This window comes from Pseudomonas sp. SH10-3B, from assembly GCF_019891415.1.
In the GTDB taxonomy this organism is placed as follows: Bacteria; Pseudomonadota; Gammaproteobacteria; order Pseudomonadales; family Pseudomonadaceae; genus Aquipseudomonas.
Genome location: NZ_JAFLXD010000044.1, coordinates 1 through 22540, shown reverse-complemented (window position 1 = coordinate 22540; position 22540 = coordinate 1). Strand labels below are relative to the sequence as shown.

Here is a 22540-nt window from a genome sequence, read left to right as displayed (position 1 = left end):
CATCCGTAAGGGGTATCAGGCCTGGGCGCGCTGGCCGGTAGTAACGCTGTTGACCGGTGCAGCTTCCAACACCCGGCCACGGGTTTCCGGTAGGCACAGCGCAGCGATCACGGCGACGCCATAGGCGATCCCCGCATCAATGCCGATGGCCGAGCCCAGGGACATCGAATCACTCATATGCCCCACCAGGAACGGGAACACCGCCGACAGCACGCGCCCGAAGTTATAGCAAAAACCCACACCGGCGCCGCGCACGTCTGCCGGGTACAGCTCGTTGAACAGCGCGCCCAGGCTGGCCGGGATACCGGCTGCAAAGAAGCCCAGCGGAAAGCCGAGGAACAGCATCTGGGTGTTGCTCAGCGGCAGGAACACGTAGGCCTGCACGGTGATCACGCAGCACAGGGCGAACAACACGATATTCTTGCGCCGGCCGATGCGATCGATCAGCAGCCCACTGACCACACAGCCACACCAGAAGGCAAAGATGATCACCGCCAGGTACCCGCCGGAGTTGAGCACCGACAGGTTGCGCTCGGTCTTGAGGAAGGTCGGCAGCCAGGTCATCACCGCGTGGTAACCACCGTGCGCACCCAGGCCTAGCAGGCCGCCGAACAGCGTGACGCGGATCAACTCGGGGCGGAAGATCCCCGCCAGGGACTTGAAGAAACTCTGCGGGATCGCCTGTTCCTTTTGCAGACGCTGAAAACTGTCGGGCTCTTCAACGTTGCGGCGTACCCAGATGATCAGGAACGACGGCAGCAAGCCCACCACAAACATCACGCGCCACGCCATGTCCTGCGGCACAAACGAATAGATCAGCGCAAAGATGCCGACCGCCGCACCCCAACCCACGGCCCACGCGCTCTGCACGGTGCCCATGACTTTGCCGCGATACTTGGGATTGATGGTCTCGGCCATCAACACTGCGCCCGCCGCCCATTCACCACCGATGCCGAAGCCTTGCAGCGCCTTGACGATCAACAACTGGTGGAAACCGGTGACAAACGCCGACAGAAAGGTGAAAAACGAAAACCACAGGATCATCCACTGCAAGGTGCGCACCCGGCCGTAGCGGTCGGACAACGTGCCGCCGACCCAACCGCCGATGGCCGAGGTGATCAGCGTAACGGCGCTGATCAGCCCCGCATCGCCCTTGCTCAAGGCGAACGCGGCAATCAAGGCCGGAATCGCCAGGCCGAACATCTGCACTTCCAGTGCGTCGAGGGACCACCCGCCGAAGCAGGCCCAGAATGTCTTGCGCTCCCGAGGAGTGACTTGGCGATACCAGCTGAACATGATTTTTATCCTTATAGGTCAAACGCCGGGCAGCCGCGCGCGAACCGCGCCGTTGCAGGGCCAGTGTGGGCAAACAGTTAAAGGTGCGGGTGCGCCGTCAGCGAATATCCACGCGGTAGCGGAAGTGCTCGGCGTGCCCACGGGAGCGTCGCCACTCCAGCGGCTGGCCGGCGTAATCACGCGCCAGACGCTCGATCACCACCACCGGGCTGTTGACCGGAACCTGCAGCAAGCGCGCGTACACCGCGTTGACGGATTCGGCGGTGAGGGTTTCCTCGGCCGAGGCCACCACTTGCCCGCAGACACTCTCATACACCGGGTAGAGCAACGGGCCCTGCTGGGACCAATCGAGGTCGAGCAACGCCTGGAAGCGTGTGCGCGGTAGCCAGATCTCTTCGGCCAGCAACGGCTGCACGTCCAGCAGACGGGTACGCATGATACGAATCACCTCGGCCTCGGGCGCCAGGCCCAATGCCTCGCTGACCGCCGACGGAGCGGCCACGGACTCGACCGTCAGGATGCGGCTTTCCGGCACCTGGCGCTCGCCCGAGGGGCCTTGAAAACGAAAGAATCGAAACAGCGAGGATTGGAATTGCGGGCGGCGCACAAAGGTGCCACGGCCCTGCTGGCGTTCAAGAATGCCCTCGCTCACCAACGCATCCACCGCCTTGCGCACGGTGCCGGTAGACAGCTCGTATTCGGCGGACAGCACCGCTTCGGTGGGAATGGCTTCGCCGGGGCGCCAGCGATTATTGGCGATCTGTTCGACCAGATGGTCGCGCAGGCGTTGATAAAGCGGCAGGCGGGCATCACTGGAGAGCGTATTCATAGGCCACATTCACTTTGTTATTTAGTCATATATATGAATATGGCGAGAGTATTTGCCCAGCGGGTGACGCCTGTCAAGGGCGCCACCGCACAGGGATGATGAGTGGTCGGGTTACAGCGCAGGACGTTGCAGGTTGACCCACGCCTGGACCGACGGCCGGCTCCACTGGCGTTGCGCGTAGGCCACCAGCTCGGCGGGCACGCTGTCACCGTTAAGAATCAGACGATTGAGCATCACCGCCAAGTCCACGTCAGCAATGCACCACTCACCGAACAGGTACGGCGGATTACCCGCCAGCAGCGCCTGCGACGCATTGATCAACTTGGCAGCAGCCGCTTCAGCCACGGCGGTCAGTGGGGGCATCTTCTGCCCGTAGAACACCACCATCGTCGAGCGTTCCTGACGGATCGGCAGCAAGTCACTGCGCAGCCACGCCTGTACCTGTCGCGCCCTCGCCCGCTGTTTTGGATCGGCCGGATACACGCTGATCTCGGGGTAGGCCTGGTCCAGGTACTCGGTAATCGCGGAGGATTCCGACAAGGCAAAATCGCCTTCTACCAGGGTCGGCACGCGCTGGGTCAGGGAGAGGTGGGCGAAGTCGGCCGTCTGGTTCTGCGCGGCGTCGAGGTCCAGGGTGATCTGGTCGAAGGCCAGGCCTTTTTCCCGCAGGGTAACGAACACCGACATCGCGTACGGGCTGGTGTAGAGCGAATCAACGTAGAGGCGCAACGGGGGCTGGTTCATAACGGGCTCCTTGGGTGAAGCCCTACGCTACGAGATGCGCGCCAAGAAAGACAATGCGCGGTTTTTATGGGGGCATTCCTGGGCGGAATACCGGGTTAACCGGCAAACCCGCCCTGGTCCAGAAACGCGCGTTCTTCAGCCGTGGTGACCCTGGCCAGCACCGCATTACGATGGGGGAAACGCCCGAATCGCTCGATGATCTGCGCGTGTTCCTTGGCCCAGCGGTAAGTGTTGGCATCCAGCTGCTGGTTGAGGGTCAGGGAGCGTTGCTGGTCCTTTGGGTCTTCCGAGTGCTCGAACGGCAAATAACAGAACGCCCGCAATGCCGGCTCAACCTGCTGGTCGAGCCCGGCGTCCACCATGCGCTGGGCATACAGGCGCGCGAGCGGGTCGGTGGCGAACATGTGCGCGGTGCCGCGAAAGGCGTTGCGTGGGTATTGGTCGAGCAGGATCAGCAAGGCCAAGGCGCCTTCGGCTGAATCCAGCCAGCTTTCCAACTCACGCCGGGCGGCTTGCAGGTGGGTAGCGTGGAAGGTCTCGCGAAAGTTTGCGTCGAAGGCATCGTCCTTGGCGAACCAGCGTTTGGGACCGGCGTGCTGCCAGAAGTCGATGACGGCTTGGGGGGTGCTCATGCTGAGGGCCTACGAAAACGATTTCACTGACGGTATCAGAATCCACGATCTGGGCGAATCAATGTGGAAGCAAGCCCCCTCCCACATTGATTTGCGTCGGGCTTTAGAGCGTCGCGGCAAGCGGCTGCTTATTGTTATAAGATAACGCCAATTTTCCACCCTGCCCTGTGATTCCGCCCATGACCGATGCCGTTCCCCTGCGCCAACGCCTGCTCTCCATCGACGCCCTGCGTGGGCTGGTGATCCTGTTCATGCTGCTCGACCACGTGCGAGAGACCTTCCTGTTGCATCGGCAAGTCAGCGATCCCATGAGCATCGACAGCACCGAACCCGCACTGTTTATCAGCCGCACCCTCGCCCACCTGTGTGCGCCGGTGTTTGTGCTGCTCACTGGCTTGTCCGCCTTTTTATACGGCCAGAAATACCAGGGCCGCCGCGATGTGTCGGCGTTCCTGTTCAAGCGCGGGTTGTTCCTGGTGGTGCTGGAGCTCACCCTGGTCAACTTCGCCTGGACCTTCCAGATACCGCCCAGCGTGATCTATCTGCAGGTGATCTGGGCGATTGGCATCAGCATGCTCGCCCTCGCCGCCCTGGTGTGGTTGCCGCGCCCGCTGTTGATTGTGCTGGCGCTGGTGATCATCGGCGGGCACAACCTGCTGGATGGGCTGCATTTCGATCCAGGCTCGGCGCTGCATATTCCGTGGACGATCCTGCATGAACGCAGTTGGATTGACGTGTCCGACACCCTGCGCCTGCGCACGACTTACCCGGTGCTGCCGTGGATCGGCGTGATTGCCCTCGGTTACGGCCTGGGCCCGTGGTTTGCCAATGCCACGCTGCCTGCCGTGCGCCAGCGGTTCTTGCTGCTCGGCGGTGTGAGTGCATTGGCGGGGTTTGTGCTGTTGCGTGCGCTCAATGGCTATGGCGAGAAGCCCTGGCAGACGTATGACAGCGGCATGCAGACGCTGATGAGTTTTTTCAACGTCACCAAGTACCCGCCTTCGCTGTTGTTCCTGGCATTGACGCTGGGAATTGGGTTGTTGCTGTTGCTGGCGTTTGAACGCGCGGGGCATCGACGCTGGATCGGCGTGTTGGCGGTGTTTGGTTCGGTGCCGATGTTCTTTTATCTGCTGCACCTGTATGTGCTGAAAGTGCTGTATGTCGCCTGTGTGGCACTGTTTGGCGTGAACCATGGCAACTACTTTGGCTTCGACAGCATGGGCGCGGTGTGGCTGATGGCGCTGGTATTACCCCTGGCGCTCTACCCGCCGGTGCGCTGGTTCGCCGCGCTCAAAGCGCGGCGGCGCGACCTGGCCTGGCTTAAATACCTCTGACCTGACATGGACTAAATGTGGGAGGGGCTTGCCCCCTCCCACCCTTAGTACGATGTTAAGCCAACTCAGCCCGTAGCTGGCGAGCTGCGGTGACCATATGGATCAACGCCGCTTCCGTCTCCGGCCACCCCCGCGTCTTCAACCCGCAATCCGGGTTTACCCACAAGCGCTCGGCAGGAATCCGCCGGGCGGCCTTGCGCAGCAGGTTGGCCATTTCCGAGGCATCCGGCACGCGTGGTGAATGGATGTCGTAGACGCCTGGGCCAATGTCATTGGGGTACGCGAAAGCTTCGAACGCATCCAGCAGCTCCATGTCCGAGCGTGACGTCTCGATGGTGATCACGTCGGCATCCATGGCCGCGATGGACTCGATCACATCGTTGAACTCGCTGTAGCACATGTGCGTATGGATCTGGGTTTCATCCCGCACGCCCGAGGCGCACAGGCGGAACACTTCGGTGGCCCAGTCCAGGTACCCCTGCCAGTGCGCCTGGCGCAACGGCAAGCCTTCGCGGAACGCGGCTTCGTCGATTTGTACGATCTGGATGCCGGCGGCTTCCAGGTCAACCACTTCGTCGCGAATCGCCAAGGCCAGTTGGCGGGCCTGCACTTCGCGGCTCACGTCTTCGCGCGGGAACGACCACATCAGCATGGTCACAGGGCCGGTCAGCATGCCCTTCATCACCTTGCGGGTCAGGCCTTGGGCATAGCGGATCCACTCCACCGTCATCGCCTTCGGGCGGCTCAGGTCGCCGAAGATCACCGCCGGCTTCACGCAACGCGAACCGTAGCTCTGCACCCAGCCAAAACGGGTGAACACGTAGCCGTCCAACTGCTCGGCGAAGTACTCGACCATGTCGTTACGCTCGGCTTCACCGTGCACCAGCACGTCCAGGCCGAGGTTTTCCTGCACCTCGACGGCGTGACGAATCTCGCTGTGCATGGCTTCGACGTATTCGGCTTCGCTCAACTTTCCAGCCTTGTACGACTGGCGCGCGAGGCGGATCGACGCGGTCTGCGGGAACGAACCGATGGTGGTGGTCGGGAACAATGGCAGGTTCAGGCCGGCACGTTGTTTCTCGATGCGCTGGGTAAACGGCGACTGGCGCTGGCTGTCCTGGCGGGTAATCGCCGCCACACGCGCCTGTACCGCAGGCTTGTGGATACGCGGCGAGGCAGCGCGGGCAGCCTGCACGGCGCGGCTTTCGGCCAGGGCGGCGAGGACGTTGGGCGCTTCAGGCTGGTTGACGGCTTTCGCCAGCACCGCCACTTCGGCGCACTTCTGCACAGCGAACGCCAGCCAGCTTTTCAGCTCGGCATCCAACTGGTCTTCACGGCCCAGGTCCACCGGGCTGTGCAGCAGCGAGCAGGATGGCGCCACCCACAGGCGATCACCGAGTTTTTCATGGGCGTGCTGCAAAGTGGCCAGGGCGTTTTCCAGGTCGCAACGCCAGACGTTACGGCCGTTGACCACGCCCAGGGACAGCACTTTATAAGCGGGCAGGCGGTCGAGGATGGTCGGATACTGCTCCGGCGCACGCACCAGGTCGATGTGCAGGCCATCCACCGGCAGGTTCGCGGCCAGGCCGAGGTTCTCTTCCAGGCCACCGAAGTAGGTCGCCACCAGCTTTTTCAGCGGGTCACGCTGGATCAGGTTGTAGGCACGCTCGAACGCGTTCTTCCATTCCTGCGGCAGGTCGAGGACCAGGATCGGCTCGTCGATCTGCACCCATTCCACGCCGAGGTCGGCCAGACGCTGGAAGATCTGGCCGTACAACGGCAGCAGGCGCTCAAGCAGGTCGAGCTTGTCGAATTCACCGCCCTTGGCCTTGCCCAGCCACAGGTACGTCAGCGGGCCGATCACCACCGGCTTGACGGTGTGACCCAAGTCGCGGGCTTCCTTAACTTCGTCGAACAGTTGGTCCCAACCGAGGTGGAACTGCTGGTCGGCACTGAATTCAGGCACCAGGTAGTGGTAGTTGGTATCGAACCACTTGGTCATTTCCTGGGCATGGGCACCGCCGCAGCAGCTGTCGCTGACGCCCCGGGCCATGGCGAACAACGTGTGCAGGGTGGCGTTGCCGTCGGCCGGGCGGAAACGCTCGGGAATCACGCCGAACATCAGCGAGTGGGTCAGCACCTGGTCGTACCAGGCAAAATCGCCGGCAGGCAGCAACTCGATACCGGCCTGTTTCTGCAGATCCCAGTGGGTCTTGCGCAATTCACGGCCGACGGCCCGCAGGCCGGCTTCGTCAAGTTCGCCCTTCCAGAACGCTTCCTGCGCTTTTTTCAGTTCACGATCGCGTCCAATGCGCGGAAATCCGAGGGAATGAGCGACTGCCATGACTTACAACTCCAGAGTAGGTATTCAATGGCAGCCATTGTCGACACCCGAGCATAGTGAGACAAACTCATTTTATTCCAGACGATCACAAAATTTTCTCATGTTGATAGCCCTGATCAGGTCAACCCACCGCTGGTCGCGGCCTATCTATTACGCATACCATGGCCCGAAATAACCCTTCAAATGAGCACTCATGATCAAAGCCAGCCTGCGTAGTCACCTGACCCTGTGGTTTGCCGGGTTATCGCTGCTCATCTTGATGGGCGTGGGTTTTTACGTGGGGCACATCGCCACTGAGCAGATGAAACAGGCCAGTGGCAACACGCTGTTGAGCACTGCGCGCTCGACGGCGGCACTGTTGGCTGTGCAATTGCGCGAACGGCAGCTGGAAGTGTCCTTGCTCAGCAAGGCCCCGCTGTTTCGCCGTGGTGACCTGGATGCGCCGGATATCCTGGCCTTGATGGAACTGCGCACGCAATCGCGCGCCGAGTACGCGTGGATGGGGGTTGCCGACGCCGAGGGGCGTGTGCGCCAGGCGGTCAACGGGCTGCTGGTCAACCAATCGGTGCAGCAACGCCCCTGGTTCCAGGCCGGCCTGCGCGGCGAGTACACCGGCGATCCCCACGAGGCGGTGTTGCTGGCCAAACTGCTGCCAGGCGCGGCGAATGGCGAGCCGCTGCGCTTTATCGACTTTGCCGCACCGATTCACAATGCCCGTGGCGAGACGATCGGCGTGCTGGGCGCTCATGCCCACTGGCGCTGGGTGACACAGATCGTCGATTCCGCCGTAACGCAAAAAGACGCCATACCCAACGTTGAAGCGCTGATTGTCGACTTCGATGGCAAGGTGCTCTACCCCGAAGTCCTCGCCGGTGAGCAAATGCCTAAGGACAAACTGGTGACGCCAACCGGTTGGTTCACAGGCAACGGCTACGTCACCGCCTCGGTCGCCGTGCCCAGCCCGTCCAACGCGCGGGTGAGCTGGTACATCATGGTGCGCCAGCCGCTGGACGTGGCCCTGCAACCGGCGCGCAGCCTGCTGTACAAATTGCTGGTGCTCGGGCTGCTGGCCGCGATCAGCTTTGTCGTGGCCGCGTATTACCTTGCCTCATCACTCAGCCGTCCCATCGAGCGCCTGGCCAGGTCCGCCAAACAGGTGCAGGACCATCAGCCCGGCGCAGTCTTTCCCCAGGAACACCCGGTGCTGGAGATCGCCCAACTGGGGCAATCGCTCACCGGCATGACGCACTCGCTGCTCGCCAAGGAACGCGAACTGCAAGAAACCAACGCCTCCCTGGAAGCTACCGTGGCGCAACGCACCGCCGACCTCACCCAGGCCAACGCCGACCTGCTCAAGCTGGCCACCCACGACGCCCTCACCGGCGTGTTCAACCGGCGCCGCTTCGACGAAAAACTCGCCGAAAACAGCCTGTTGTTCCAGCGTACCGGCCGCACCTTCGCCCTGCTGCTGATCGATGCCGACTACTTCAAGCGCGTCAACGACACCTACGGCCACGCCGTTGGCGATGATGTGCTGTGCCAACTCGCGGCACTGATAGAAAACACCACGCGCGCCACCGACTTCGTCGCGCGTTATGGCGGGGAAGAATTCGCCGTGCTGCTGCCGGAAGTCGAAGAGCCGGACAGCCCCGACGTGGTCGCCGAAAAAATCCGCGCGGCCGTGGCGGCCGCGAAGTTCCCGACCGTGGGCCAGGTCACGGTGAGTATCGGCGTGGGCGTGGCAGAGCCTTCTGACCGCGACTCCCTGGCATTGCTCAAGCGCGCAGACATGCGCTTGTATGAGGCCAAGGGCGCGGGCAGGAACCGGGTGGCGTGAGCGAGCCCCCCTGTAGGAGCGAGCTTGCTCGCGAAGAACCCAAGGACACCGCTGGCATTCTGAACAGGCGCGTTATCGTTGACGTTTTTCGCGAGCAAGCTCGCTCCTACAAAGGTGAGGGGCTCAGCGGTACTACATCAACGGAATCGAATAACTCACAAACACCCGATTCTGGTCCTGGTCCCGCGCCACTTCACTGCGTGACACGCCGTTACGCCAACCGAACCCGACGTTCTTGAATGTGCCGCTCTGCACCACGTAATCCAACGAGATGTCGCGCTCCCACTCGCTGGCGTCGTTGCCGCTGGTGGTAAGGATGTGCTCGCCCTTGAGGTACATCACCGAGGCCTTGAGGCCGGGTACACCCAGCGACGCGAAGTCGTAGGCGTACTGGGCGAAGGCGGTGCGCTCGCCGGCCTGGATGAAGGTCTGCACGGTGCGGTCGGTGTAGAGGTACAGGCTGGCACCGCCCTCGCCTTTGTTCACCAGGCCGCCCTGGTTGAGTTGGGCGAAGTTGCTGTCGTCCGAGACTTGCTGGTAGCCGGCGGTGATCGCGTGCGGGCCCAGGGAGTAGATGAACGCGGCGCTCCAGGTCTTGTTGTCGATTTCACCGTTACCGTTCTTGGTATAGCCGCCCAGCTTGTAGCCTTCGGCACGGCCGGCGGCGCTGCTGTTTTTACCGTCGGAGCTGGTCTTGAAGTAGCGCAGGTCGGTTTTCAATGAGCCGTATTCGCCCAACGGCAATACGTGGATCAACCCGGCGAAGTGTTGTTGGTAATAGTCTTCGAGGTTGGCGTAGTAGTACTGGACCATCAGGTCCTTGGTCAGTTGGTAGTCCGCACCGGCGTAGGTGAATTTATTGCTCTCCTGGGTACCGCCCGCCGCTGCCAGACCGCTGCGGTCGCTGGAGCCACGACCGGTGGTGTGCTCAAGCTGGCCGCCGACCAGGGTCAGGTTGTCGATGTCCTTGCTGGTGACCTGCCCGCCTTCGAACGACTGCGGCAACAGGCGGCCGTCGTTGCTCACCAGGATCGGCAGGTTCGGGCGCAGGTAGCCGTAGCGCGCTTCGGTCTTGGCAAACCGCGCCTTGGCGGTGGCGCCGCCACGGGCCCAGTTGTCCGTGGCCTTGCCGTCTTCGGTGGGGATCATCGAGCTGCCGACATGGCGCGCGGCGCTGCTGTCGAGGGTCACGCCGAGCATTCCGATGGCGTCCAGGCCAAAGCCGACGGTGCCGTCGGTAAAGCCCGACTGGTAGTTGAGTATAAAGGCCTGGCCCCACTCTTCGGTCTTCGACGGTGCCGCCGTGCCGTCGCGGTTGTCGTTATTGAAGTAAAAGTTACGCATGCTCAAGTTGGCTTTGCTGTCGCTCAAAAAGTCAGCAGACGCCAAGGGGCTCAGGGCAATGCCCAGGCCGCCGGTCAATACACTTAATACATTCAACGTGGCTTTCATCAGGACGAACTCCGGCGCGGAATCCAAGTTCCGGGCGCAAAAAATGGGCAGCAGGATGCCGTCGGCCAAACGTGACGTTGGCCGCGGCGTTAACGGTTATTCAGTTGCCTAGTTGCTAAGTTACTCAGTTGCTTAGTTAGCTGGTTGAGTGAAGTGAAACCTCCGTAAAACTCAGTCAATCAATCCATGAGCGTCATAAAACGGATACGGCCCCGGGTAATCCCCGAACACGCCGTTGTGGCTGATCAAGCCGTGTTGCGCATCCCAGCGATGCAACAAATACCCCGCCGGTTCCAGGTTGAAATGCGCGGGCGCGGCGTCTTGCAGGTCCAGCACAATCTGATGGGAGGTGCCGGGGCACACACAACTCAAGCTGCCGCCAAAGCGTCGCTGCATCGGCCGGTGCAGGTGCCCGCACAGCAGGCGTTCCACTTGCGGATGGCGAGACACAACCGCTTCCAGCGCCGCAGCGTTGATAAAGGGTTCGCGGTCCATATGGCCGATGCCGCTGATAAACGGCGGATGGTGCAGGATCAGCAACGTCGGCGCGTCCGGGCGTCGTGCCAGTTGCGCGTCCAACCAGTGCAATTGGCTGTCCAGTAGCTGGCCGCCGTGCCCACCCGGAATAGTCGAGTCCAGACCGATCAAGCGCAGCGGATGCTCGTCCACCACCCAGTCCAACGGTCCCTCTGCCGACAACGGCAAATAGGCGTGATCACGGAATGCCTCGAGCAACGGACCGCGTGTGTCGTGGTTGCCGGGCACCAGGTAGCACGGCATGTGCAGGCGCGCGAGTTCGGGGTGCAGCACGGCGTATTCATCGGCGCGGCCGAAGTCCACCAGGTCACCGCTGATCACCACGATATCGGGCCGAGGCTGGCTGGCGTTCAAATGGTCGACGGCACGGCGCAGCGCGCCCAAGGTATCGACCACCCCATACGTCAGGCGCTGGCCGGCTTTAAGGTGCAGGTCGCTGATTTGCGCAACAAGAAACGGACGATTCACAAGCAAACTCTCACGCATTCAGGGTGAACAACATGTGCGGCGCAATCGCCAGGGCAATCGGCGCGCCGACGGCGTACAGGTGGTTGTCGCTGCTGTCCACCAGCAACGGTTGCGGGCCGCCCACGTCCACCAGCAGGCGGCTTTGGGCACCCTGGAAAAACTGCGCCAATAGATGGCCGTGCAAGTGCCCTTCGCTCTCCATCACCCGCAGGTGTTCGGGGCGGCAGTACACCGTGTTGGGCACGTCGGCGGCCTGCCACGGCAACTCGCCGCCGCAGACTTTCAGGCCATGGGCTGTTCGCGAGTTGACGGCAAAGGCATTCAGGTTGCCGACAAAACCGGCGACGAACGCATTGGCCGGTTTCTGGTAGATCTCCCGTGGGCTGGCCAGTTGCGCGACGCGGCCGTGCTCCATCACCAGGATACGATCGCCCAGGGCCATGGCTTCGCCCTGATCGTGGGTGACAAATACCGAGGTGATACCGAGGCCGCGCAGCAGCTCATTCAGCTCGCTGCGCAAGCGCTCACGCAATTGCGCATCCAGGGCGGCCAGCGGTTCGTCCAGCAACAGCACTTTAGGGCGCGGCGCCAAGGCACGGGCCAAGGCCACGCGTTGACGCTGGCCACCGGACAATTCGTGGATGCTGCGCTTGCCATGCTGTTGCAAGCCGACCAGCTCCAGCAGTTCCTCGCAGCGCTTGTTCCGCGCAAGCGGCGCCATGCCGCGAATCTTCAAGCCGTAGACGATATTGCCGGCCACATCGAGGTTGGGAAACAGCGCGTAGTTCTGGAACACCATGCCCACGTCGCGGCGCTCGATGGGCAGGCGGGTGACGTCGTCGGTGCCGAAAAAAACCTGGCCCACATCCGGGCGTTCCAGGCCGGCAATCAGGCGCAAGGTGGTGGTCTTGCCGCAGCCGGACGGGCCGAGGATCGCCAGGGTTTCACCGCCTTCGACGGTCAGGTTCAGGTCATGCACAGCCACGGTGCCGTCGGCGAACGCCTTGCGACAGCCTTGCAGGCGGATAGTGATAGCGGTCATCGACGCTCTCCACGGGACAAACGAGCGCTGATGGCCTGCAACGCAATCAGCAGCGGCACGATCATCAGCAAAAAGATAAGGGTGTAGGCGCTGGCGATTTCCAGGCGCGCCGAGGCGTAGCTGTCGGCCAGGCCCACGGGCAATGTCTTGGTCATCGGTGTGTGGAGCATCCAGGTCAGGTTGAATTCGCCCAACGACAAGGTCACCACCATCAGCACGCCGGCCAGAATCCCCGCCCGGCAGTTGGGCACCACCACGCTGAAAAAGCGCTTGATCGGCCCGGCGCCCAGACTGGCCGCCGCCTCTTCCAGCACCGGCAGTTGCTGGCGTTGCATCACCGCCATCACCGGACGTACCAGGAACGGCAAGGTGAACAACACATGGCCGACCAGGATGAACAACCAGCTGCTGCGAAACGTGCCGAACTGGCCATAGGTGAGCAGCAACGCCAGCGCACTGGCCAGCCCCGGCATCGCCACCGGCAGCACCATCAGTTCTTCGAAGGCACGGCTGAAGCGGTTGTTCATGCGCACCAGCGCATAGGCCGCCGGCACGCCGATCACGCAGACACACACCGCGCACGCCAGCGCCAATTGCAACGACAGCCATACGTTGGGCGAATAGGCCTGCCAGACCTGGATCAACCAGTCGAAGGTCAGGCCGCTGGACACGCCGACGAAGAAATTGCGCGTCAACCCGGCCAGCAATGACATCAGCACCGGCACCAACATGAACGCGCACACCAGTAAGGTGAACAGCAGTTGCATCACAAACAGCGATGAGCGTTTCACAAGACAGTCCCCGCATTTTTCACCAGGCGTCGCGTGAGCAATAACACCGCCCAGGTCACCGCGCCGAGCACCACCGACAACGCGGCGGCGACGGCAAAGTTGGCGTAGTTGGTGAATACATTGTAGATCGCCACTGGGGTCACATTCAGGCGCGTGCCCAAGGTGAACGCGGTGCCGAAGGCGCCCATGGAGGTGGCGAAGCAGATCGCGCCGCAGGACGCCAACGCCGGCGCCAGGCCCGGCACGATCACGTCGCAGACCACCCGCCAGTGCCCTGCTCCCAGCGAATGCGCGGCTTCTTCCAGGCTGCGGTCGAGGCTTTCGCACGCGGCCATCACCGTGAGGATCACCCGCGGAATCGAGAAGTACAGGTAGCCGACAAACAGCCCGGCCAGCGAGTAGGCAAAGATCCAGCGCTCACCGGCCAATTGCAGGCCCAGGGACGCCAGCAGCCCCTGGCGCCCAGCCAACAGGATCACCAGGAAGCCCACCACCACCCCGGGAAACGCCAGGGGAAACGTGAGCAACGCCACCAACGCCGAGCGCCCGAAAAACTGCTGGCGCGCAAGGAATACGCCGCTGATGCCACCGATCAACAACGCGGTGAACGTCACCACGATGGCCAGCACGCAGGTCTGCGCCAGGCTGCCCAGGTACTGCGCGCTGCTGAGCACCTGCCAATAGCCGCTGCCGTGGCTGTCGCGGCTGTCGGCGCCGAGCACCATCAAGTGCGCCAGCGGCAACAGCCAGAACGCGAACAGCACCGCAAAGGCCGGGGCCAGCGCCCAGGCTGCCTGTTTTGCCGATGCAGCCACTTACTTGACCTCGTTCAGGTAACGGGCGGCGAAGGCTTCCTGCACAGCGGCCATTTTCTGATAGTCCACCACACCGGCGCGGGCGTAATCGCTGTCGGGCAGGAACTGCGCGGCGACGTCGGCCGGCATGGTCACCGGGCGTACCGGGCGCAAGTAAGCCTTGGCCCAGAGGGCCTGGCCTTGGTCCGACAGCACGAAGTCCAGCACCTTCTCGCCATTGGCGCGGTGCGGCGCGTTGGCCACCAGGCTCATCACATAGGGCACGCTGATGCTGCCTTCCTTGGGGATCACGAAGGCCACGTTGGCGTTGTCTTTGTAGCGGGCGCGGTAGGCGTTGAAGTCGTAGTCCACCAGGATCGGCAACTCGCCGGACAGCACCCGCGCATAAGCGGTCTGCTTGGGCACGATGGGGGCGTTTTTCGCCAGTTTCTGGAAGTAGTCGATGGCCGGGGCGAAGTTGTCCAGGTCGCCGCCCATTGCGCGGTTGATCGCCACGGCAGAGACGTAACCGACGAAGGCGCTGGACGGGTCCAGGTAGCCGACCATGCCTTTGTATTGCGGCTTGAGCAGGTCGGCCCAGCTTTGCGGCACCGGCAGGCCACCCAATGCATCGACGTTGACCATGATGCCCAGGGTGCCGGAGTGGATCGCAAACCACTGGCCGGCGGGGTCTTTCAACCCGGCAGGGATCTGCTCCCAGCCCTTGGGTTTGTAGCCCTCGACCACGCCGGCCTTTTGCGCCTGCAAGCCGAAGGTCACGCCGTAATACACCACGTCCGCGACCGGCGCGGCCTTTTCGGCCACCAGTTGCGCCAGGGACTGGCCGGAGTTCTTGTTGTCCAGCGGCACCTGCACACCCGTGTCGGCAGCGATGGCCTTGAGCTGGGTGCCCCAGTCGGCCCAGTCCGGCGGGCAGTTGTAGCAAATAGCCGTTTCGGCGGCCTGGGCCAGGCTGGCCACACCGCACAGCAGCACGGCGGCCAGGGTTTTACTGAATGCGCGCATCAAGGGACTCCTCAAACGGTTGGGTACTTTCGCCCGGCCGGATATGGCAAGGCAGGCAATGGGAAACCGGGTCGTTACCGGCGATCTGCGCCAGCAGTTGGTCAATCACCGTGCTGGCCAGCAGCGCGATGGGCTGCACCACGCTGCACAGGGTCGGGTGCATCTGGGTGCCGAGGGCGATGCCGTCAAAGCCCATCACCGACAACTGCCCGGGTACATTCCAGGCATTGCGGCGCAGCTCGGCGATCAGGCTGATAGCCAGGAAATCGTTGGAACACACCAGGGCGCTGGGGGCGTCGGAGCCGTTGAGGTACGGCTCGATGGCGGCGAATTCGGCCTGGGTATGCGCGGGCATTTCGATCACCGCGCGGCTGTTGAGGCCGTATTCCTTCATCGCGTCGCAGTAACCGGCATAGCGCAGGCGTGCGCGGTCAGACTGCAAGGCGGGGCCGGCGACCATGCTGATGCGTCGATGACCGGCCTCCAGCAGGTAACGCGTGGCCAAGGCCATGCCCGCGCGGTTGTCCACCGACACGGCGCTGTAGTTGGGGTTGCTCGGTTGGTGATAGGCCAGCACGAACGGGGTTTGTTCGGTATTCAGGCTGCTGAGCACGCTGTTGCTTTCGGCATCGGTGACCGTCAGCACCAGGCCATCGACGCGCTGGCGCAGCAGTTCTTCCACTACGATGCACTCGCGCTCGCTGCTGTAGTCGGTGGTCGCCAGCACCAGGCTGTAGCCACGCAACCGCGCGGCACGCTCCATGGCCTGGAACTGCTCGGCGAACACCGGGTTGAGCAGGTTGGGCACTACCACGCCGATCAACTGGGTGGTTTGCAGGCGCAGTTGGCGGCCGAGCAGGTTGGGCCGAAACCCCAACTCACGGGCGGCGGCGAACACCTGCTCACGGGTCGCCGGGCGCACCTGGTCGGGGGAGGCAAAAGTGCGGGCGGCGGTAGCGCGGGATACGCCAGCCAGCCGCGCAACGTCTTTCAGGTCAGTCATGTTTACTCGCTTGAGATCGATCTCATTGGCGAGGACAGTAACGGCGGAATGTGGCAGGAAGGTGGTGGGGAGATGACGGTTTGATGGCAGTGCAACAAAGTCACATAGGCCAATATGTGGACCGGTGCATATCCTTAGATAGTCATACTCCGGGGCTATGCTTGAAAAACCGGCGTGCGAAATCCGCCGGCTAACCTTTCGATTCGATCCAAGTGCGGGCACAATGCGTGTCCTTTTTTGGCAGGCACCGCCGCAGGCTCTCAAAAATGATCAAAACGCCGTACTACCTCATCGATAAACAGAAGCTTCTGGTCAACATGCAGAAGATTGCTTACGTGCGCGAGCAGTCCGGCGCCAAGGCCCTGCTGGCGCTCAAGTGCTTTGCCACCTGGTCGGTGTTCGACCTGATGCAGGAATACATGGACGGCACCACCTCGTCGTCGCTGTACGAGTTGAAGCTCGGTCGCCAGAAGTTCGAAGGTGAGGCGCACGCCTACAGCGTGGCCTGGGCCGACGATGAAATCGAAGAGATGCTCGATAACTGCGACAAGATCATCTTCAACTCCATCAGCCAGCTGCAGCGTTTTGCTGAGCGCAGCGAAGGCAAGACCCGCGGCCTGCGCGTCAACCCGCAGGTGAGCAGCTCCGACTACCTGCTGGCCGACCCGGCGCGTCCGTTCAGCCGCCTGGGCGAATGGGACCCGGTGAAGATTGAAGGCGTGATCGAGCAGATCTCCGGCTTCATGTTCCACAACAACTGCGAGAACGGCGACTTCAACCTGTTCGACCAGATGCTGAACACCATCGAAGAACGCTTCGGCGCGCTGCTGCATAAGGTCAACTGGGTCAGCCTCGGCGGCGGCATCCACTTCACCGGTGAAGGCTATGCCATCGACGCCTTCTGCCAGCGCCTCAAGGCGTTCTCGCAGAAGTACGACGTGCAGGTCTACCTGGAACCCGGCGAAGCGGCGATCACCAACAGTGCCTCCCTGGAAGTCACCGTGCTCGACACCCTCTACAACGGCAAAAACCTCGCCGTCGTGGACAGCTCCATCGAAGCCCACCTGCTGGACCTGTTGATCTATCGCCTCAACGCCAAGCTGGCGCCAAGCGAGGGTGAACACACCTACATGGTCTGCGGCAAATCCTGCCTGGCCGGGGACATCTTCGGCGAGTATCAATTTGATCGTCCGCTGGCCATCGGCGATCGGCTGTCGTTCATCGACACCGCGGGCTACACCATGGTCAAGAAAAATTGGTTCAACGGCCTGAAAATGCCGTCCATCGTAGTGAAACAACTCGACGGTACAGTCGAAGTGGTTCGTGAATTTGGTTACGACGACTACCTGTCCAGCCTTTCGTAAGCTGGCGGATATAGGAGAAATAAAGCAATTGAAAAAGAACGTTCTTATCATTGGTGCAGGAGGTGTCGCCAAGGTGGTGGCCCACAAGTGCGCGCAGCACAACGACGAACTCGGTCGTATTGCTATCGCGTCGCGCAACATCTCCAAATGCCAGGCCATCATCGACAGCGTCAAGGCCAAGGGTAGCCTCAAGGTTCCCGCCGACATCCAGGCCTTCGCGCTGAACGCCCTGGACGTGGAAGCGACCAAGGCCCTGATCCGCGACACCGAATCGCAGATCGTCATCAACGTGGGTTCCGCGTTCCTCAACATGTCGGTCCTGCGTGCCTGCATCGACACGGGCGTTGCGTACCTCGACACCGCCATCCACGAAGAGCCGGGCAAGGTCTGCGAGACCCCGCCGTGGTACGGCAACTACGAATGGAACCACCTGGAAGAGTGCAAACAGAAGAACATCACCGCCATCCTTGGCGTGGGCTTCGACCCGGGTGTCGTCAACGCGTATGCCGCGCTGGCGCAGCAACAGCATTTCGACCGCATTGATTCGATCGACATCCTCGACGTCAATGCCGGCTCCCATGGCAAATACTTCGCCACCAATTTCGATCCGGAAATCAACTTCCGCGAATTCACCGGGCAGGTGTGGAGCTGGCAGAACAGCCAGTGGACCAGCAACACCATGTTCGAAGTCAAACGCACCGACGACCTGCCGGTCGTGGGTTCGCAGAACCTCTACCTCACCGGCCACGATGAAGTGCACTCGCTGTCGAAAAACCTCGACGTGCCCAACGTGCGTTTCTGGATGAGCTTCGGCGAACACTACATCAACGTGTTCACCGTGCTGAAAAACCTCGGCCTGCTCTCCGAGAAGCCGGTCACCACCGCCGAAGGCCTGGAAGTGGTGCCGTTGAAAGTGGTCAAGGCCGTGCTGCCCGACCCGTCTTCGCTCGCCCCGGGCTACACCGGCAAGACCTGCATCGGCGACCTGGTCAAAGGCACCAAGGACGGCCAGCCGCGCGAGATGTTCATCTACAACGTAGCGGATCACGAAGAAGCCTACGTTGAAACCGACAGCCAGGGCATCTCCTACACCGCAGGTGTTCCACCGGTAGCCGCCGCGCTGCTGGTCGCCCGTGGCGAGTGGGATGTGAAACACATGGCCAACGTCGAGGAACTGCCGGCTGAACCGTTCCTCAAGGCGCTGGACGTGATGGGCTTGCCGACTCGGATCAAGGACGAGAACGGTGACCGGGCCTGGGATGCGATTGCCTGATAGGCGATAGCTGACCGAACAAAAAAATGCGCCCTCAGGGGCGCATTTTTTGTTTGGGCGGATACCTATTTCCAAGACACTGAAAATTCAATGTGGGAGGGGCAGTGTTCGTCACTCCAGGTTCCGGGCCAAATGAGTCTAAGCCTGCGAGCAGTTCAAACACGTCAGCATCAAACAACGGATTACCTACGGCTCAACGGCCCGGCTTGATTCAACGTGCTGCGGAGGTAGTAGCCAGTGACGTGTAGTGGCCCATCCCAGAAATACCCTCGCACCATCGGCTGTTGGACCCTGCTGAGGCAATACTTCGCCTGCAACGGCCTTGCGCAAGCCACTCATCAACGGTAGAAATTTTTCTCGGAAAGCCACAGGCTGCGTGGCGAAATAAGCCTCGACAGCCCTCAACGCATCTTGGCATTCATATTCGTCAAGCATCGCAAGGTAAAACACCATCTGACGCCAGGCATAGGCCGTGTTTTTCAGCATTATCAACCGAGCATGATAGTGCTCAGTCTGCATCTGGTGCCGTTTGCAGATCCACTCAAAACACGCCTGGACCATGCTCCCTAGTCGAGGCTTCAGTAAAACTTTCAATCCAAGCTCATCGAAAAGCAGTGCGAGGTTTTGAGTGGTTAAAATCTGCTGCTGCTCAAGGATGGTGCCATTGGTTGCAGGGTGCCACGCGCCCAACCTAGCCTCCGCGCGCTTCGCGCATAAGGCGGCGAAGGCATCGCTTGAAACTCGCGCATGTCGTCGCCCTGTGGTGACCAGACGGGCCAGTTCATCGGCATCAATCGCGTAGTAACGTGCGTATAGGGTGCCTGCGATCACCCCTCCCGCTCGCCGGGCATTGTCAGCGAACTTACGTGAAAACTGCCCCATGAAAATATCTGCAGCGACCTCCTCCACGAAGGGAAGATCTAGTCCTGCAGTGTCCGCCAGCGCTCCAAACTCCTGGAGAAGCTTGTTAGGAAGGATGGCATAAGGAAAGGCATGAATCGTCAATGCCGATGATTCAACAAGAGATTGCCTGGCGGCACTCGCTGCACCAACGCCTGACTGCCGGTCACCTTCAATCGCACTAACCCATGGCAACTCACTGAAGCCGACCTGACGCTGAAGGTTCAATAGCAATAACGAACGCCGTCGACGGAAAGCCTGGTAGGTCGAGGCGTACACCATCCTCAGTGCTTCGTCGCGTAACCCCGAGCTACTGAGCTGAGCGGTCATCGCGGGCAGCAGCCGTGCGACTGTGTCACCCGAAGTGATGAGCCCATGCTCGATCAATTCGCTGATCGTCCCACTGCGACAGCGTTGAACTCGCCGCAGGATCGCCACGGGTATCGCGACACATCCGCCCTGCGCGCACTCCAATGCCTCCTCAGCAGTGAGCGGAACGACCAAATCGACAAAATCCGAAATACCACTTTGTGCCGGATACTTGGAGAGACGCTTTGCCACGGCACGCGCAATCAGGTGATGCTCTGGCCCCGCAACCTGGCGAAGTTGCTTCGCACGGAACGCAAGGTGAGAGGCCGAATTCGGCGCGCCATGCTTGCGCACGAAGTCATCGACAATTCGCCTGATGCGACCTACCTGACGCCCTGTGAGCGATTCAGCATCGCGGGCGCATTGCTCGAGCAGAAGAAACAATTCCTCCACACGATCGGGGGTGCGTTTGTTGAGTCCAAGGCTTTTATAACGCGTATCTAATTCGGCTGCCTGCTCATGCCACTGAACCGGGTAACTGCGGCACGGCCAGCCAGCCTGATAAGTCAGGAGGAAATGCGCAACGGCTGAATCATATAGGGGCAGACGGGCTTCGATACTCTGTTTCTGAGCAACGATCTGAGCGTGAGGCGGCAGGGTTGAAAGCAATTCCTTGACCTCACCGGCATCAACTATGTGAACCTGTGTGGCTGAAACCGGGAGCTGCACGGAGATTGACGGAAAGAAACGCAATCGATCGAAGAACGGAACAATCAGGTCTATCAGTGCCCTGGCTTCATCGTTGCGCTGCTGGCCTGACAGCCAGGCCACTGTCAGTAACGCGGCCTCTTCCGGTACCTCAACGCTATAGTCAAAAGCGGTCAGACGCTGGTGCAAAGCATCAAGGCCATCATCCGTCAGGTGCCAGGCATTGATGTCCAACCGCTCGAACCCCGGGCGGACACCCGGAATAGAGACGGCCAGTTCACGCTCATAGTCGGTCAGTTCGCCACCGGCCAAAAGGTTGCCGGTAGCAAAGCCCCCCGTAATGACTTCCAGCGTAACCCAGGCGGGAAGCCCGGCAATCGGAGCGCGCGAGCCGTACTCAGCGGTGCCTTGCAGCATGTGCGTAATTACCTGCTGCCACTGTGAAATACGTCTGCTGGCTTTAAAGCGAGCGAGGGGACCGCAATTTTTATCGTGCGCAATCAGCGCTTTGGACAGTTGGAAAACCGCATAACCCGCGCCCATACCAGTCACCCCGTGTGTTCTGGGCATGTGTCCAGATTGCCTTGTGATGTGATGGGTCCGGAGGCTGGATTCGAACCAGCGCCCACCCGGTCCTGAGCCGAGTGTTCTACCGCTGAACTACTCCGGAACAGCGGGCGCATTGTCTGGCAATTGCTGAAGGATGTGAAGGTGCGAGGTCATCATTAAATAATGGCTGACGACAACGTACTTCTTTTTTGTAGGAACCGCCGGGGATCTCTGCCCGTTATTCCGGGGAATGCCGTATGACTTGCCGAATCAGCCCACTATCAGCTGAATCCTACTGCCCCCAACGCTGAGAGCTGTCAATTCTCCCAGCGTACCGCGCACACAAAACCCGCTAGGCTTAGCCATGGAATGGCTGACCTGCGGGTTTGCTGCCCATTCACCCAGTGGGAAAGGCACGCTCATGCACCTCGACAATAACCGCACCGCCCTTGCCATCGGGCTGGTGTACAGCGCCTGCTGCTACGTGGTGTTCCTCATCACGTGCTTATATTTGATCGGCTTCGTCGGCAGCGTGGCGGTGCCCAAGAACATCAACGATGGCCCCCTCCTCGCGTGGCCAATCGCCGTGCTGATCAACTGCGCACTGATCCTGCTGTTCGGCGTCCAGCACACGGCCATGGCGCGCAAAGGCTTCAAGCAGTGGCTGGCGGCATTCATGCCTGCGCCAGTTGAACGCTCCACGTATGTAATGCTCAGCAGCCTGGTGCTCGGGTTGATCTTCTGGCTATGGCAACCCATCACGCTTACGGTGTGGGAGGTCGAAGAGACCTGGGCCAAGGCCCTGTTGATCGGCTTGTTCTGGATGGGCTGGGGCATTGCGCTACTGTCGACCTTTCTGATCAATCACTTCGAGCTGTTCGGACTCAAGCAAGCCATCGACCGTTGGCGCAAAACCACACCACAGGCGCCAGTATTCAGGACGCCGCTGTTTTACAGGATCGTGCGTCACCCGCTGTACCTGGGTTTCCTGATCGCCTTTTGGGCAACGCCGTACATGACGGCCGGGCACCTGTTGTTTGCGACAGGGATGACGGTTTACCTCTTCATTGGCGCCAGCTTTGAAGAAAAGGATCTGGTGGCGTTGTTCGGTGAGCGGTATCGGCGATACCAACAGCAGGTAGGCATGATTTTGCCGGGGTCGAAGACGCGCAAAAAAGGACGCTGAATAGCCGTTTGTGGCGCGGGAGGCCCCACTACCTCTTCGACGTAGCGCTGTCGCGCAGCAAACTGGGACCTCTGTGGCGAGCGGGCTTGTCCCGCGTTGGGGTGCGCAGCACCCCCAAAACC

At 61.3% G+C, this 22540-nt stretch carries 18 protein-coding genes and 1 tRNA gene; 5 read left to right on the top strand and 14 right to left on the bottom strand.

Features of this window, described 5'->3' with window-relative positions:
* Positions 1 to 15 precede the first annotated feature (15 nt).
* The 4 genes from J1G35_RS24885 to J1G35_RS24870 all read right to left on the bottom strand — a co-directional run bounded on the left by J1G35_RS24885 (position 16) and on the right by J1G35_RS24870 (position 3501).
* Entirely contained in the window at positions 16 to 1296 is a 1281-nt protein-coding gene (locus J1G35_RS24885; RefSeq protein WP_141155320.1) for an MFS transporter, read from the bottom strand.
* A 97-nt stretch (positions 1297 to 1393) separates the two neighbouring features.
* Positions 1394 to 2125 (bottom strand): GntR family transcriptional regulator, encoded by a 732-nt coding sequence (locus tag J1G35_RS24880; protein ID WP_223016282.1) that lies wholly within the window; start codon positions 2123 to 2125, stop codon positions 1394 to 1396.
* A 111-nt stretch (positions 2126 to 2236) separates the two neighbouring features.
* The gene (yfcF, locus tag J1G35_RS24875) at positions 2237 to 2869 is read right to left on the bottom strand and encodes a glutathione transferase (RefSeq protein ID WP_223016281.1); all 633 of its coding nucleotides are present in this window, start codon (positions 2867 to 2869) and stop codon (positions 2237 to 2239) included.
* A gap of 95 nt (positions 2870 to 2964) precedes the next feature.
* Positions 2965 to 3501 carry a DUF924 family protein gene (locus J1G35_RS24870; RefSeq protein ID WP_223016280.1) on the bottom strand — a complete coding sequence of 179 codons (537 nt, stop codon included), beginning with the start codon at positions 3499 to 3501 and terminating at the stop codon, positions 2965 to 2967.
* A gap of 179 nt (positions 3502 to 3680) precedes the next feature.
* Between J1G35_RS24870 and J1G35_RS24865 the strand changes: the two genes are divergently transcribed.
* On the top strand, positions 3681 to 4835 hold the full coding sequence (locus tag J1G35_RS24865) for a DUF1624 domain-containing protein (protein ID WP_223016279.1): 1155 nt from the start codon (positions 3681 to 3683) through the stop codon (positions 4833 to 4835).
* Between the two features lie 55 nt (positions 4836 to 4890).
* Here the strand turns inward: J1G35_RS24865 and metE are convergent, their stop codons facing one another.
* Positions 4891 to 7179 carry a 5-methyltetrahydropteroyltriglutamate--homocysteine S-methyltransferase gene (gene metE, locus J1G35_RS24860; protein ID WP_223016278.1) on the bottom strand — a complete coding sequence of 763 codons (2289 nt, stop codon included), beginning with the start codon at positions 7177 to 7179 and terminating at the stop codon, positions 4891 to 4893.
* Between the two features lie 193 nt (positions 7180 to 7372).
* Between metE and J1G35_RS24855 the strand changes: the two genes are divergently transcribed.
* Positions 7373 to 9016 carry a GGDEF domain-containing protein gene (locus tag J1G35_RS24855; RefSeq protein ID WP_223016277.1) on the top strand — a complete coding sequence of 548 codons (1644 nt, stop codon included), beginning with the start codon at positions 7373 to 7375 and terminating at the stop codon, positions 9014 to 9016.
* Positions 9017 to 9148: 132 nt separating this feature from the next.
* Here the strand turns inward: J1G35_RS24855 and J1G35_RS24850 are convergent, their stop codons facing one another.
* The 7 genes from J1G35_RS24850 to J1G35_RS24820 form a co-directional block, all read right to left on the bottom strand.
* Positions 9149 to 10468, bottom strand: coding sequence for an OprD family porin (locus J1G35_RS24850; RefSeq protein WP_223016276.1), 1320 nt, complete (start codon positions 10466 to 10468; stop codon positions 9149 to 9151).
* Positions 10469 to 10639: 171 nt separating this feature from the next.
* Positions 10640 to 11473 (bottom strand): phosphodiesterase, encoded by an 834-nt coding sequence (locus J1G35_RS24845; protein ID WP_223016275.1) that lies wholly within the window; start codon positions 11471 to 11473, stop codon positions 10640 to 10642.
* 10 nt (positions 11474 to 11483) lie between these two features.
* Positions 11484 to 12515 carry an ABC transporter ATP-binding protein gene (locus J1G35_RS24840; protein ID WP_223016274.1) on the bottom strand — a complete coding sequence of 344 codons (1032 nt, stop codon included), beginning with the start codon at positions 12513 to 12515 and terminating at the stop codon, positions 11484 to 11486.
* On the bottom strand, positions 12512 to 13306 hold the full coding sequence (locus J1G35_RS24835) for an ABC transporter permease subunit (RefSeq protein ID WP_223016273.1): 795 nt from the start codon (positions 13304 to 13306) through the stop codon (positions 12512 to 12514). The genes J1G35_RS24840 and J1G35_RS24835 overlap by 4 nt, the downstream gene beginning before the upstream one ends.
* Positions 13303 to 14121, bottom strand: coding sequence for an ABC transporter permease (locus J1G35_RS24830; RefSeq protein ID WP_053134326.1), 819 nt, complete (start codon positions 14119 to 14121; stop codon positions 13303 to 13305). The genes J1G35_RS24835 and J1G35_RS24830 overlap by 4 nt, the downstream gene beginning before the upstream one ends.
* Positions 14122 to 15126, bottom strand: coding sequence for an ABC transporter substrate-binding protein (locus tag J1G35_RS24825; protein WP_027607241.1), 1005 nt, complete (start codon positions 15124 to 15126; stop codon positions 14122 to 14124).
* A complete protein-coding gene (locus J1G35_RS24820) occupies positions 15110 to 16129 on the bottom strand; it encodes a LacI family DNA-binding transcriptional regulator (RefSeq protein WP_223016272.1) in 1020 nt (339 codons plus the stop codon). The genes J1G35_RS24825 and J1G35_RS24820 overlap by 17 nt, the downstream gene beginning before the upstream one ends.
* Before the next feature lie 266 nt (positions 16130 to 16395).
* Between J1G35_RS24820 and J1G35_RS24815 the strand changes: the two genes are divergently transcribed.
* Together J1G35_RS24815 and J1G35_RS24810 are read left to right on the top strand one after the other, a co-directional pair.
* Positions 16396 to 17493: a carboxynorspermidine decarboxylase gene (locus tag J1G35_RS24815; protein WP_027607243.1), complete on the top strand. Its 1098-nt coding sequence runs from the start codon at positions 16396 to 16398 to the stop codon at positions 17491 to 17493.
* 28 nt (positions 17494 to 17521) lie between these two features.
* On the top strand, positions 17522 to 18766 hold the full coding sequence (locus J1G35_RS24810) for a saccharopine dehydrogenase family protein (RefSeq protein WP_223016271.1): 1245 nt from the start codon (positions 17522 to 17524) through the stop codon (positions 18764 to 18766).
* Positions 18767 to 18952: 186 nt separating this feature from the next.
* Here J1G35_RS24810 and J1G35_RS24805 read toward each other — a convergent pair whose 3' ends face one another.
* The gene (locus J1G35_RS24805) at positions 18953 to 21226 is read right to left on the bottom strand and encodes a hypothetical protein (protein WP_223016270.1); all 2274 of its coding nucleotides are present in this window, start codon (positions 21224 to 21226) and stop codon (positions 18953 to 18955) included.
* Between the two features lie 52 nt (positions 21227 to 21278).
* A tRNA-Leu gene (locus J1G35_RS24800) sits at positions 21279 to 21353 on the bottom strand.
* A gap of 300 nt (positions 21354 to 21653) precedes the next feature.
* Here J1G35_RS24800 and mddA point away from each other — a divergent pair.
* Positions 21654 to 22418 (top strand): methanethiol S-methyltransferase, encoded by a 765-nt coding sequence (gene mddA, locus J1G35_RS24795; protein WP_223016269.1) that lies wholly within the window; start codon positions 21654 to 21656, stop codon positions 22416 to 22418.
* Positions 22419 to 22540: the final 122 nt, after the last annotated feature.